Here is a 14586-nt window from a genome sequence, read left to right as displayed (position 1 = left end):
ATTTTTAATTACCCTTACTTGAGATGAGCTAAGAAAGATAGTGACCGTAGCCTGGGTGAAGCGAAGCGTAGCCCGGGTTTTCATGACCCATGATTTCCCGGGTTACGCTTCGCTTCACCCAGGCTACAACCTTAGGAATGACAGAGTTACCTTTTTATTTCACTATAGATATTCCTTGATGAAATACCATGCGCCATACGTCATTTTTTCTTCTCCAAATCGAAATACGTCGTGCACATTTACTTTCTGAAAAATGGTTTTGCTTCATCTCACTAAGGTACGTTAATAAAACCACATCTTCTGTCAGGAATTTTGCCTCAAACTCCCTACCTTTTGCTTCAGAATAATCATCCTGCGCCAACCATCGAGCGACTTCATTTTTATCATGGATTGTACCGTTACTCGCATATTCTAAAAATTCATCATCGATTAAATTGATTAAAATATCGACTGAATCAATCTTAGCAAGCAGCTGTTTTTCATGATTAATAATTTGGTTTACAATTAACTCCATCAATTATTTCCTCTCGAGTCAATTTATACAGTCAGTTAGGGATCATATACGCTATTTACACAAATTTTTTTCAAAAATATGATAGTATATGTAAAAATGAGTGATGCAAAGTAAGAAATTATCTCGACCATGAAATAATATACTTTCTAGTTTTATACTTTTCTTAAGCACTATATAAGATGCTGTATTTTGAAAAAAGCCTTTTTTCCTTTACCAAGGTTAAGTTATGAAAAAAAAGCGGATTATTATTGGCATTACTGGGGCTTCCGGAATTATTTATGGGATCCGTCTCTTGGAGTTATTAGCCAATACAGAGTATGAAACTCATTTAATCGTATCTAAAGCCGCCCAACAAACTCGCGCCTATGAATCCCAACTTTCTGCAGCAGACCTTTATCATCTTGCAGATAAGCATTATCCAATTCATGATATCGCCGCTTGCATTTCGAGTGGTTCTTATATTACTTCGGGCATGATCATTGCACCGTGCTCTATGCGAACTTTAGCAGACATTGCTTGCGGGACAACCTCTAATTTATTAACCCGCGCAGCGGATGTTATTTTAAAAGAACGCAGACGATTAGTATTAATGGTTCGTGAAACCCCTCTGCATCTTGGACATATTGAAAATATGAAACGGGCGACAGAAATAGGTGCTATTATTGCTCCTCCGGTGCCTGCATTTTATAATAATCCTCAAACAATCGATGATCTTGTTACTCATAGCGTTGGACGCGTTCTTGATTTGTTTGGTATTGAGCTCAATTGCATTAACCGTTGGGATGGAAAAGAATAGAACGGTCCCTAAATATGGAGATTAGTATGCAAGATATTCAATCACCTCCCTGGCCCAGCCCATAGATTCTGACAAATCAACGCTAGAAAGATGACACTCCATATCCTGTTTCTCATCAATATATCTCATTGATTTCTGTCCCTGCATTATTGTGATATAAACATTGTTAGTAGGCCAACAATAAAAGGAGATAAATAATTAGCGGTACAACTCCGATTTTCAGTGATTTATTAACAAGGAATGTAAATGATTACGAACCAATTATTTAGAAAATTTATCGCCATTTCTTATCTCTTTGCTGCTGTATTATCACTTAGTTCGTGCACAAAAGATGCAAGCTCTAACCCAAAAAATATTGGTGAAGAATATGGTGCCAGCGATCCTGGATGGCGTTAGACACTTATTTGCTTCATCCAGCGTCTCACATTAGGTTATAACGATTACTGCGTTTCTTCTTAAAAGTGTTGCAAAACATAGCTGTATTTAGTCTGAACTTCATCGTTTGTTCTTTTGCCCATTTTTAATGAAAAATCCACCTCAAAGCACTCATGTCAATTAATTTTCAAGCAGAGTTTAAAATTTTTTTTCAATATGAATGTATAATATACATATAAGATCGTGTATCAAGAGGTGAAATATGCGCTCTAGATTAGTAAGAGAAAATATTGAAATGGATAGTGGTGGAGGTATAAGTAAATCAGGTTCTAATACGGAGTATTTTACCGATGGTTTTGGCGGATGTACCGCAATTGGTATCGATACTGACTCAGGAATGTATGGCCTTTATCATCTGCGCTCAACGTTATCAACTGAGCCACAAATGATAAAGACTGCTAAGGACTCCAATGAGCCTTTTAGAGAATGGGTAAAAGCACTAGCCATAGAAGCCAATGGAGAAACGATTCATTTTAAAATTGGTACGCCAAGAAGTCATCTCAATAACACTCTTGTAGAGCGGCACCCTGAAGTAGGTATGGAACGATATATCAGGGGCTTATTATTGTATGAAATTAAACAATTATATCCTGAAATTGCTCATATCCCCATAAACTTTGATATTACCATGCTGAATATGGTTGGGGTTGACAGCGTAGCCGTTACAGAACAAGGGATGACGTGTTTCCATTATGGTCAAGTAGTTAAAATCAAATTAGCAGATTATCAAACCGACGAAGAAATATTTGAGCATTCCGGTTGGACCACTACACAATGCCTCAATAATATAAAATCCTTTCCCATAGATTATGATGGAAAACTCTTAGAAAAATACCAACAAAGATTTGATCTAGAGCAAATGGAAAAAGCTCAAAAAATATTGGAAGCCCAACAACAAGAGCTGGAGAGGCAGCAAAAAGATCGAAGAGAGATGGTCAAAATGATAACAGACCCTATGGTTCAGACGCTAAACAATGTGTTAGTGCGATACAAATCCAAATTTGACCAAGGATCTAAAGAAGATATAAAAGCGCTTAATGAATGTCTGTTCTTAGAGGACTTATCCAGGGTAGTGGGGGCTGGTGATCTGAAGTCCTTACAAGAGATGAAAAAACTTCCCTATTTTAAACAAGTTACAGAGGATGATTCCTTTTTGTCTTTCTTTAAAAAAGAGCAAAGCGAAATTGGAAAGCTTTTTAACAAGGCTGAAAAACTCTTAATTAATATTCAGGAATTATACCCTGAAGAAGCTCTTAGACATGGTTCACAAGCATCAATGTAGGATTGAGTTAAAGCTGACATATGCTTGCTCGAATCGAAGTGGTAATGGATAGTGGTGGATCTATAGCCGACAACCCTTCATTTTGAGCTTGGTACGCATTATCTTCCGAAAAAACCACCGACTCCAGTTCCACAATGGGAGGCCCAGATGGATATAGTTAATAAGTTAAGATACTAACCCTCTGTTTTTACGAAACAAAAAATCGATACAGCATCACTCCTTCAATTTTTGTAACAAAGTGTCGCAACCTGTTTCTTAAATATCTAATGCGTGCAACAAAAACATCATGCTAAGATACAGTTCCTCAATAATTATTAATCAAAATTTGCAAGAAAGGTTTTTACTTTTCCACTGCGATGTTTCATGGTTTAGAGAAACAGAAATAAAGAAATAAGTTCTATGCCGCAATCTACTGGATTCTGCATTGTTTTAGGGGTTCTGCTATGCAACAAAGACAAGAAAATAAATATGATACTCAGTTTAAAATACTTCTGTTAGGTAATAGCCGCGTAGGAAAAAGTACTCTATTGCACAAATTTGTCGGTGAACCTTGCGATGACTTTTATAATGCGAGTTCAGGGGTCGATGTAAAAGAAAAGATAGTCCCTTTTTTTAATAGTCGAATAAAACTACGTATTTATGATGTCGGCGGTAACCCTGGGTTTGAGTTTTTACTGAAAGAATATCTTCGCATTGCTGAAGGTGCGTTTGTCTGTTTTGATATCACATATCCTTTTTCTTTTGAAAATGTAGAAAACCAAATTAAAAAAATTAGGGCTATTAAGACCAATATTCCCATATTTCTTATTGGTTGTAAGGGTGATTTAACTCATACACGTTCAATCAGTACAGAACAAATAAACAAACTGGCAGAACGATTAGGGCTTCCCTATTTTGAAACATCAAGTCATAAAGAGATCAATGTAAAAGAACCTTTTATGCAAATAATGCAGCAAATGTACTTTTTAGCTGCACTCAACAAAGTGAAACCCGTTTTGGAGCAACACCTGAATGATTATTTGAAATTACCCTCATCCAACAATTATCCTGGTATCTTTATCAGTCGAAGTACAAAGGAGGAGATTTTAAAAGATGAATATAAAAGTCATTTTGATAAATTAATCCAAGCCAGTAGTGTGGAAGAACTAAAGGATTTTTTTAGAGAAACATCACATATTATTGAACGAGCAGACCTTCTTTTTGCCAGTGAAAATCCACTTTTAAGCATTGTAGCTGCAAGTCCTTTATCAAAAACATTGAAAAACATATTATCTGATTTACATAAAGCGACAAAGTACTTTGTCGATTTATCCGAGTTAGCTCATTTAAAATTACAACTTTGATATGAATGAAAAGGTACATAAGCCTTTGAAAAATTGGCTTATGTACCTTTTTATTCATCACTCACTAATAAATTGTTTCTGAAGAAACGTTATAACCGTCACCCGCGTATTCCCAAAAAAAATATTTACCCCTAAAATAAAAAAATAAGAGACCTATTTAAAAACGATTATGGATTCAACAAAGAGGAAAAGTATTTTTGCTGGTTTATATGGAAATACTTTAGAGTGGTTCGATTTTCTTCTTTACGCCAATTTTACCCCCCTATTTGCTCAATTATTCTTTCCCTCAGACGAGTATTTTATTTCTCTACTCCTCACCTTTGGGGTATTTTCGGTCGGTTTTTTTATGCGTCCATTAGGAGGTATATTACTGGGACATTATGCAGATCAAATTGGCAGACGAAAAACCCTAATTCTCTCCGTATCTATTATGACCTCTTCAACTGCATGTATTGCTTTGATTCCCGATTTTAATTCTATAGGTATTATTGCTCCTGTATTATTTATTTTTTTTAGATTAATTCAAGGAATTGCAGTAGGAGGAGAACTTCCAGGTTCAACCACTTTTCTTATTGAACATATGGCAGATCATAGGCGTGGTTTTGCGGGAAGCTTAGTATTAAGCACTGCTTTTCTAGGCATTTTTTTGGGTTCATTGACTGCCTCTTTACTTAGTGTTTTATTGACTGAAGACACGCTTCGGGCCTGGGGATGGCGTTTGGCCTATTTAATCGGTGCATTCCTGGGATTAATAGGAATTTATTTACGCATTACAAGTGTTGAGCCTGCTACCTTTTTGAAAGCCAAGCATACCACAGAACTTCCTGCAAAAATTGTGTTTTTTGGTTATACGCGCAAATTAGTGTTAGCCATTATTTTTACGAGCATTATGGCAATGAGTAACTACCTACTCATCGCTTATATAACGAGTTTTCTAGTGAAATCAGAAGGATTTTTATTAAAAGATGCTTTAGTAGCTAATTTTATTGCACTACTCGTTTTAACACTATTAATTCCTTTGATGGGTTTATTATCAGATTATTTCGGCAGGAAGCCCATTTTTTTGTTGGGTGCACTGGGTATTTTCATTTTTATTTATCCCCTATTTATTCTTTTTTCAAGCGGCATTTGGTGGCAAATACTCTTAGGAGAAATCGTCTTGGCAATCATACTTGCACCATTGAATGCGGCCGTTCCTACCATGCTTGCAGAGATGTTTCCCACAGCGATTCGCGCCAGTGGAGTATCTATTGGCTATAATATTGGCCAAGCGGTTTTTGGTGGAACAATACCTTTGGTTTCTTTAACTTTAGTTGAATTAACTGGAAATAAATATGCTCCTGCGTTTTATATTCTATTTTGGGTGATTATAGCTATTATTGCTGCTCGCTTTGCGCGAGAGACTTATCTTGATAAGTTAGACTAAAATGGCTATGCCGAATTACGCCAAAAATAAAAAAATGTCAGTGAGTAGTCTTACTCATCTAGGTATGTTAGCTTTATAGAAAGCAAACAGAATGACTTACGTGATGAACAACTGGATTATAAAAACTACCTTATTCAGTCTATTGATTGTTTATTCAGCTTTGGGTTTTACTGAAACCCATAGGGACAGTGTTTCTAAAGAAGAAGTAAATGGTACCTTCATTATGAAATTTCCTGCACCCCATAACGATCTTTCCAATACTCTGACCGTTCGTGCTCTTGGCGGTGGCAAAATTAATATTTCTTTTAATTTAGTCTACCCTTATGAGGTAAACGGTGAACTTCAAGCCAATACAGGAGAGTTATCCGGTATTGCTTCTATTAAAGGAGACACTGCGGTTTACTCCTCTTCTGAATACGGCCAATGTACCATTACCCTAACCTTCATCAAACCCGGCATGTTGTCTGTCAAACAAGAAGGCTCTGATGCGGATTGTGGTTTTGGTCATAATGTTTATGCCGACGGAACTTATTATAAAAAACAAAAATAGAAGAATCTCTTGAATCCGAAGCGGTTTGCACATCAAATAGGCTATTGATATATCAGCATTTATTTTTTCAAAAGTCATTTTTTTACAAATAAAAACTGTACAATTTCAAATCAACCACAAATGTCTTCTATAATAAAAAGAAGCGTCCTTCGCTTTAAGAGCTACACGCTGTCGAATGATGGAAAGGACATAAATGATTTCTATATCCGGATATGCATTATGCGAAAAAATGCGCCGCAACCACAATATTGATACCTATTATGCCCTACGATTAAAAGATAGGTGCAGAGTCCTGCTAAAAACCCCCAATAAATTTCATTCGAGCTCTGAAAATTTAGCCATTTTACAACATGAATTTCATTTACTGAATATGATTGAAACGCCTACGATCATCAAAGCTTATGATTTTCTGCAAAATACCCAGGCACCTGTTTTAATCCTAGAGGATGTAAAAGGACAGTTGCTCACTTCCTATCTTTTAATGCATCAATTAAATATTGGCGATTTTTTTAACTTAGCATTGCAACTCGTTGATATTTTAGGAGAATTGCATCAACGCCAAATTATTCATAAAGAAATTAATCCATCCAACATTGTTATAGATCCTGAAAATATGGTTCTTAAATTGGTGGACTTAAGCGCTTCAACAAAGCTTACCGAAGAAACGTTTGATTATCTCAATCTAAGCGAATTTGAAGAAGGCCTGGCTTATATTTCACCTGAGCAAACTGGAAGGATAAACCGGCCTATTGACTATCGTACTGATTTTTATTCATTGGGTATTACCTTCTATGAAATGCTGGCAAATCAATTGCCATTTCAAGCAGTTGATGCGCTTGAGTTAGTACATTGCCATATTGCGAAAAAACCACCAACCGTATTACACGTTAGGCCAGATACACCCAAAATGCTCGCGGCTATTATCGATAAGTTATTAGGCAAAATGCCGGAAGAACGTTATTCAAGCATTATTGGATTGAAGTCCGATCTTCAGGAGTGTTTTAAACAATGGCGACTTAAAGGCTCGATTAGTGACTTTTCACTGGGTACACATGATATTCGCGATCACTTAATCATTTCTCACAATTTATATGGTCGAGAAAAGCAAGTTAACCAGCTAATCAAAGTATTTAACCGAGTTTGTCAAGGTACTAAAGAAATGATCTTTGTTGCGGGTTATTCTGGCATTGGCAAAACGTCTTTAGTTAAAGAGGTGCATAAACCTATTATCCAGCATAAAGGCTATTGCATCCAAGGTAAATTTGACCAGTTACAGCGAAGTATTCCCTATAGTGCCATTGTTACTGCCTTTAAAAATTTGGTCAAACAAGTCCTTTCCGAAAGTGAAGAGCGATTAGAAAAAATAAAAAAACTTCTTATTTATTCATTGGGCAATGTGGGACAGGTTGTTATCGATGTAATTCCAGATGTTGAGTTAATCATAGGAAAGCAAGCTCCCATACACTCTTTGAATCCTACTGAAGCCCAAATTCGCTTTAACCTAGCATTTCAAAATTTTGTACGCGTATTTGCTCAACCTGAGCATCCACTAGTTCTGTTTTTGGATGATTTACAATGGGCGGATAATTCGTCACTAAATTTCATAGAAAACTTATTACACGATCGGGAAACAAATTATTTACTTATTATTGGGGCTTATCGAAATAATGAAATTAATGAGAATCACCCATTGCAATTAAGCATAAGTAATTTAAATAAAAATAAAGCGAATCTAAGTACTCTAACTCTAAAACCTTTGCGATTAAATAATGTCCAAGAACTTTTACTCGATACATTGTCCGGTTCACAAAGAAAAATCCAAGGACTTGCTCAATGTATTTATGATAAAACACAGGGAAACCCTTTTTTTATTAACGCATTTCTTAGAAACATTTATGAGCAAAACATACTTAATTTTTCTTATAAACGAGGTGCATGGGAATGGGATTTAGCCAAAGTTCAACAACAAAGTGCTACAGATAATGTCATTGATTTGTTAACTTCCAAAATTCATTTACTTCCCAATACTACCCAGGAAATTTTAAAACTCGGCTCATGCTTTGGTTATCAATTTGATTTTAATACCTTAAAAGTTATTAGTAATGAATCAACGAGTCAAATTGCAGAACAACTGTGTCAGGCAATTAAAGCAAATCTTATTTATCCACTTGAAGAAAGTTATAAAACATTGGGTCTAATGGGACTTAATGAACAGGTTGCCACTGTCGATACAAACTCACTACGGTATAATTTTTCTCATGATCGCATTCAGCAAGCAGCTTATGAACTTATTGATGTACAAGACAGACCAAGTATTCATTTAAAAATTGGTCGTTTATTATTAAAAGACAAACCCTTAATAGAAAATGATGAACGATTATTTGATGTACTCGAGCACTTTAACCAAAGTGTTGCCTTAATTCGTGATTCCAAAGAAAGACTAAAACTAGCTCAATACAATTTATGGGCTGGTCAAAAAGCAAAACTCGCATCTGCTTATTATGCGGCTAATGAGTATTTGTCAGCAGGTATTGAATTATTAAAACCGAATACTTGGGAAAAAAAATATAATTTAACATTCCAGCTTCACAAAGAATTAGCTGTTTGTAGATATTTAATTGGTGATTTTAAAGCAGCAGATAAATTTTTTTCTGAACTGTTACACCACGCAAAAAATGCACTCGATAAAATTGAAATCTATCGTTTAAAAATTGAGATGTTATCCGCCTTGGGTAAACATGCTGAAGCCTTAGAAATGGGATTGAGTACATTGCGAAATTTTGGCATCAAACTACCTAAAAAACCCAATTTAATACATGTTTTAATTGCTGTTTATAAAGTAAAACTCCAACTAAGAAATACTAAAGTAGAAGCTATAAATTTACCTTTAATGAACGATTCAAAACAAATAGCGCTTGTGAATTTAATTACTCAATTATTCAATAGCGCATTTATCACGAATCAACAGCTTTTTGTTATTCTCACCTGCAAAAATATTAGTTTAAGTTTAAAGTATGGTTATACCGAAAGTACCTCAATGTCCATCCCGGTTTATGCATTTATAATAATGCACTCATTAAATCTTTATCATGAAGCACTTTCCTTTGTAACACTTTATAACAACCTAAAACAAAAATACGGAGCATCAAATTTCGAAGGAAAAAACCAATTTGTATTAGGCTCTTTTATTGAACCTTATCAAAGGTCAATGCATCTTTGTAATAACACAATTACTAAAGCATTTAGACTGTGTTGTGAGGTTGGAGATTTAGTATACAGTAATTACAGTAACTTACTTTTGGTTCTTCATTCGCTTTCAGCAGGAAAAAAACTTGATGAGGTTAAAAAGAACGTGCAGTCTGCACTGGCTTTTATGTCACGCGTTAAAATTTCTGATTTTATTGAAGTAGCAAAATTTTGGGATTATTTATGCCAATGTTTGGAAAAGCCAGGCTCCACAAAGATTAAACAAATATCCTTATTCGAAGAAAATATTATTAAAGGAAGAAATAAAACCGAATTAAGCTTTTTCTATAGCTCTTTGACCTTATTACATTTCCTGCTTGGAAATTTTTCTGAGGCAATTAAAGCAGGAACAAATCATGAGCGTCATTCTGAATACGATAAAGGTTTGATAAGTCATTTAGATGGTAAGTTTTTCTATGCTTTATCCCTATTTTGCCAATTGCCTTATTTATCCAAATCTACGTACCGGCTTGCTTTAAAAAAATTAAAACAACTGGATCTTTTTATTAAAAAATATACTCATTGGTGTCCGGAAAACTTTAAATCCTATTTCATACTTCTTGAGGCTGAATTCTCACGTTTGGACAGGCGGCATGAAAAAGCTCTTGCACTTTATGAGCAAGCGATAGAAACAGCATCGGTAGGAGGACTCATTTTAATAGCCGCCATTGCAAATGAACGCGCTGCATATTATTGCCTTGAGCTTAACTTAAACCAAATCGCAAAAATTTATTTTCATAATGCACATTGTTATTTTAAAGATTGGGGAGCAAATACCAAAGTGAAGCTGTTGGAGCCAATGAGTCTTCCAGCGACATCAGACCTTTCCACTTCTACGCATATGCTCCCAACAACGCAAGCTAAAGCAAAAAATCAGACAATTGATATGTTGACCATTTTAAAATTTACTCAACTTATCTCCAGTGAAATTCGTTTAGATAAATTACTGCAGAATCTTTTAGTTATTGTATTAGAACATGCCGGAGCACAGCGAAGTATTATTTTAACTAAAAACAGTGAGAAATGGGTTGTCGAAGCTGAAGGCGATTTAGAGCAGCAGAGTATTTATCTTAGTGACTCTGAAGATACAGAGAGAGAAATCAAATATCCGGTTTCCATTTTAAATTATGTTCAGCGAACACAAAAACCGATTATTTTAAATGATGCCATTCAGTCAGAATTAACTTTTCAAGACGAATACGTTCAGGGAGAAAATCCACGTTCGCTTTTAATGATGCCTCTGTTTTACAAAGGAAATTTGTGCCGAGTGTTGTATTTAGAGAATAACAGTACAAGTCATACATTTACACCAAACCATTTGGACAGTCTTCAATTACTTGCCTCCCAAGCAATGATTTCGCTTGAAAATGCGAAACTCTATTATCAAGCAACTCACGATCCTTTAACCGGATTGGCCAATCGAAATATGCTGTATGAATTTTTTCAACAAATGACCAAACAAATAACGCATTTTAATGAGAAAGTTGCATTATTATTCCTAGATATCGATTATTTTAAAGTAATAAACGATACCTTGGGGCATGATAATGGAGATAAGTTATTGATTCATATTGCCAAAACGATTAATTCATGTTTGCGTGAATGTGATTTTGCCACGCGCCTGGGCGGAGACGAATTTACAATCATACTGTCCAATATCAACTCCAAAAATCAAATCACTATGATAGTAAAAAAATTATTAAGTGAAATTTCGAAACCTGTTCCAATTGACGGACATTTAATTCGAATTGCATCCAGTATGGGAATCAGTATTTTCCCTGAGGATGGCCAAGATATTAAAACGCTTCTTAAGTTAGCGGATACCGCTCTTTATCAAGCGAAAGAAAAGGGTAGGAATCAATTTCATTATTATTCAACAGAGTTGTATGAAGAATATCAGCAAACTCATGGCCTGGGTAAAGAGTTACAACAAGCTTATGATAAACAAGAGTTCTTCTTAATGTATCAACCGTTTTACACCACAGATGGACATATCATAGGGCTTGAATCTTTATTGCGTTGGAATCACCCTGAAAAAGGAATCATAGAAGCATCAAAATTCATTCATAGTTTAGAAAAAAGCTCATTAATGATTCCTGTTAGCGAATGGATTATTAAAAACACCTGTCATCAAGCAAAAATATGGTGCGATCAAAAAATACTACCAGGCCCCATTGCAATCAACATATCAACAATACAATTCATTCAACATTCACTGAGCAAAATCGTTGCCGATGCTTTAGCTGAAGATCAACTGGATGGATCATGTATTGAATTGGAAATTACGGAATCCGTTTTCATTGAGTACAATGATAAGCTGTATAAAGAAATTGACGCATTAAAAGGAATGGGTATTCATTTAGTAATTGATGATTTTGGAACGGGCTATTCGAGTTTGTCTTACTTAAAAAACCTACCGATTAAGAAAATAAAAATAGATAAAGCCTTTATTAATAATTGCCATAAGGATTATTTAGATCAAACGATTATTAAAGCAATTGCCACAATTGCTCATAAATTAAATATTAATGTTGTGGCCGAAGGCGTTGAAAATGAATTGCAGCTTCAGTTCTTACACAAACAAGGTATTGATTGCATCCAAGGATATTATTATTCTCATCCATTAACTGTTGAGGCATGTGAAACCCTTTTAAAAAACATGCAATTGAAAAAAAATATGTAGAATGTCCTTCTTTGCCCAAAAGCCAAAAACTCTTTTTTCAAATTGAATTCCTTTTATTCTAATGATAAATTCTTTCTCTTCTTCATTAGAGATAAAATACAATGACAAGGACGCTTTTTACTCTATCACTCATCCTATTTTGGTCTATTGCTTCTGCCCAAGATAGAGTGATCCAGAATTTTTTTAAAGATGTGGATCCATCGGAAATTTCTTCTACAATAAAAAATAACATACAGGCAAGTCATTTTCGCCTTGTTGAGATTGACCTGAGTCAACTCTATGCTGAGTTGGAGAATGTTCCCCATCGAGATGAATTAAAATCAGGGGAAGCACTACAAATTGAGCTTCCTCTGCCAGATAAAACGACGAAGCTGTATCAGGTTGAGGAAAATAGTACGCTGCATCCGGAACTCAGCGCAAAATTCCCCCAAATTAAAACCTATGATGCTTATGGAGTTACTGAACCCGGCGAACTTGTCAAAATGGACCTCACCCCCCAAGGGTTCCATGCAATGATTTTCAGACCAGGAAAAGACCCTGTTTTTATTGATCCTTTAAAAAAAGGGAATACTCAATATTATATTATTTATAATAAAAAAGATTTCATTACTTCAAAACGCTTAAAATGTGGGGTACACAGTCAAAGTCCATTTGCAACCTCGCCTGTTCGCTCAAAGCATTTTGCTTCTTTTAATCCGTGCCAACTCAAAAAATACCGTTTAGCTATGGCAGCAACAGCTCAATACACACAATACTTTGGCGGGACAGTAGGCGCGGCATTGGGCGCCCAAGCAACCACAATAAACAGGGTAAACGGCGTTTATGAAATCGATATGGCCATAACCATGCAAATTATTGCCAATAACTATCTCATTATCTATACCGATCCTAATAATCAACCTTATACACACGGCGATCCCGAAAGTATGATTGATGAGAATCAAGAGAATGTTAACCAAGTTATTGGTCCGCTTAATTATGATATTGGCCATGTTGTTGATTCCGCTGGAAGCGGTCTTGCAGCATTAGCCAGCGTTTGTAATAATCAGATTAAAGCCAGTGGAGTTACTGGTCGAACAAATCCTATAGGAGATCCTTTCGATATTGACTATGTTGCTCACGAAATAGGTCATCAATTTGGAGCAAATCACGTACAAAACAATAACTGTCAGCGGAATGGCCCAACAGCTGTAGAACCTGGAAGCGGTAGCACGATTATGAGCTACGCAGGGATTTGCCCCCCTAATGTTCAAATGAATTCGGATGCTTATTTTAACGGGATTAGCCTACAGGAAATGGGAAATTTTGTCTCCAGCCCTTCGCATACCTGTCCTGTAACCACACCGATTGTCAGTGCTCCTGTAATTAATTTCGTCAATGGGGGATTTATTCCTGCACAAACTCCTTTTGCCTTGATTGCATCAGCAACGAAAACTGGGGGTGGCATATTAACTTATAGCTGGGAGCAGATGAACAATGAGGTCTCTCGCCAACCGCCAGTGAGTACCGCAACTGGCGGTCCAAATTTTAGAAGTTTTTCGCCTCAAACTGTAGGTACACGCTTCTTCCCTAATCTCAATGCACTGAGTAATGGAGGCCCTTTTACCTGGGAAGTGTTACCTTCAGTTTCTCGTATCATGAACTTCAGAGTTTCCGTACGGAGAAATACTCCTGGTGGCTCTTGTAATGCATACACCGATACTGCAGTAACCACGATAAGTAGTGCTGGCCCTTTTATAGTGACATCCCCAACGAGTCCAGGTACCATTTGGACAGGCCTATCACCACAAGCAATCACCTGGGATGTAGCTAATACTAATTTGAATCCCATTAATGCCTTTTATGTAAGCATCTTTTTGTCTCTTGATGGAGGAAAAACATTTCCCTATCCTCTCTTATTAAATACGCCAAATAATGGATACGGGCAAATTTGTGTCCCTAATCTGAACACCAATACAGCGCGGATTATTGTACAGGCAAATAATGGATCCTTTTTTAATATTTCAAAAAATAATTTCTCAATCATTGCAGTCCCGCCTAGAGCGCCTGTATTGACGACAGCCGAACGCAATCCAATGAATACCGATGAAGCATATGTCTTCTATGCGGGTTGTGCCCCACTATCCGGTGACGTCTATACAGTAAATGGCTTACCTGGGGCAACTGTGACATTGGATGGCCAAAACCAGCGTTTCGTCATAAAAAACATCCACACACCGAAAAGAGTATCTCATGTCACAATTACGGCAACTGATAGAAATAAGGTCAGTATAACCTCAAACCCAATTACTATTCCCAGTATTTTATAGAC

The 14586-nt window shown here is 36.0% G+C and carries 9 protein-coding genes; 8 read left to right on the top strand and 1 reads right to left on the bottom strand.

The window, feature by feature from the left end:
- Window positions 1–154 precede the first annotated feature (154 nt).
- Window positions 155–514, bottom strand: coding sequence for a DUF4440 domain-containing protein (locus Lani_RS13650; RefSeq protein ID WP_019234088.1), 360 nt, complete (start codon window positions 512–514; stop codon window positions 155–157).
- A gap of 226 nt (window positions 515–740) precedes the next feature.
- Here Lani_RS13650 and Lani_RS13645 point away from each other — a divergent pair, with 226 nt between their 5' ends.
- The 8 genes from Lani_RS13645 (at window position 741) to Lani_RS13615 (ending at window position 14584) form a co-directional block, all read left to right on the top strand.
- Window positions 741–1310 carry a UbiX family flavin prenyltransferase gene (locus tag Lani_RS13645; RefSeq protein WP_019234087.1) on the top strand — a complete coding sequence of 190 codons (570 nt, stop codon included), beginning with the start codon at window positions 741–743 and terminating at the stop codon, window positions 1308–1310.
- A gap of 246 nt (window positions 1311–1556) precedes the next feature.
- On the top strand, window positions 1557–1706 hold the full coding sequence (locus tag Lani_RS20245; protein WP_019234086.1) for a hypothetical protein: 150 nt from the start codon (window positions 1557–1559) through the stop codon (window positions 1704–1706).
- 241 nt (window positions 1707–1947) lie between these two features.
- Window positions 1948–3027 (top strand): hypothetical protein, encoded by a 1080-nt coding sequence (locus Lani_RS13640; RefSeq protein WP_019234085.1) that lies wholly within the window; start codon window positions 1948–1950, stop codon window positions 3025–3027.
- A 443-nt stretch (window positions 3028–3470) separates the two neighbouring features.
- On the top strand, window positions 3471–4370 hold the full coding sequence (locus tag Lani_RS13635) for a Rab family GTPase (protein WP_019234084.1): 900 nt from the start codon (window positions 3471–3473) through the stop codon (window positions 4368–4370).
- Window positions 4371–4539: 169 nt separating this feature from the next.
- The gene (locus Lani_RS13630; RefSeq protein ID WP_019234083.1) at window positions 4540–5796 is read left to right on the top strand and encodes an MFS transporter; all 1257 of its coding nucleotides are present in this window, start codon (window positions 4540–4542) and stop codon (window positions 5794–5796) included.
- Window positions 5797–5887: 91 nt separating this feature from the next.
- On the top strand, window positions 5888–6346 hold the full coding sequence (locus Lani_RS13625) for a hypothetical protein (protein WP_237740895.1): 459 nt from the start codon (window positions 5888–5890) through the stop codon (window positions 6344–6346).
- Between the two features lie 193 nt (window positions 6347–6539).
- Complete coding sequence (locus Lani_RS13620) at window positions 6540–12275, top strand: EAL domain-containing protein (RefSeq protein WP_058388614.1); 5736 nt, start codon at window positions 6540–6542, stop codon at window positions 12273–12275.
- A 101-nt stretch (window positions 12276–12376) separates the two neighbouring features.
- Entirely contained in the window at window positions 12377–14584 is a 2208-nt protein-coding gene (locus tag Lani_RS13615) for a reprolysin-like metallopeptidase (RefSeq protein WP_058388613.1), read from the top strand.
- The last annotated feature ends 2 nt before the right edge of the window (window positions 14585–14586 follow it).

It is taken from the genome of Legionella anisa (assembly GCF_001467525.1).
In the GTDB taxonomy this organism is placed as follows: domain Bacteria; phylum Pseudomonadota; class Gammaproteobacteria; order Legionellales; family Legionellaceae; genus Legionella; species Legionella anisa.
This window is presented reverse-complemented; position numbering and strand designations above follow the sequence as displayed.

Coding starts and splice junctions, on each gene's coding strand:
- Lani_RS13650 (WP_019234088.1), bottom strand. CDS start 514: ATGGAGTTAATTGTAAACCAAATTATTAATCATGAAAAACAGCTGCTT.
- Lani_RS13645 (WP_019234087.1), top strand. CDS start 741: ATGAAAAAAAAGCGGATTATTATTGGCATTACTGGGGCTTCCGGAATT.
- Lani_RS20245 (WP_019234086.1), top strand. CDS start 1,557: ATGATTACGAACCAATTATTTAGAAAATTTATCGCCATTTCTTATCTC.
- Lani_RS13640 (WP_019234085.1), top strand. CDS start 1,948: ATGCGCTCTAGATTAGTAAGAGAAAATATTGAAATGGATAGTGGTGGA.
- Lani_RS13635 (WP_019234084.1), top strand. CDS start 3,471: ATGCAACAAAGACAAGAAAATAAATATGATACTCAGTTTAAAATACTT.
- Lani_RS13630 (WP_019234083.1), top strand. CDS start 4,540: ATGGATTCAACAAAGAGGAAAAGTATTTTTGCTGGTTTATATGGAAAT.
- Lani_RS13625 (WP_237740895.1), top strand. CDS start 5,888: ATGACTTACGTGATGAACAACTGGATTATAAAAACTACCTTATTCAGT.
- Lani_RS13620 (WP_058388614.1), top strand. CDS start 6,540: ATGATTTCTATATCCGGATATGCATTATGCGAAAAAATGCGCCGCAAC.
- Lani_RS13615 (WP_058388613.1), top strand. CDS start 12,377: ATGACAAGGACGCTTTTTACTCTATCACTCATCCTATTTTGGTCTATT.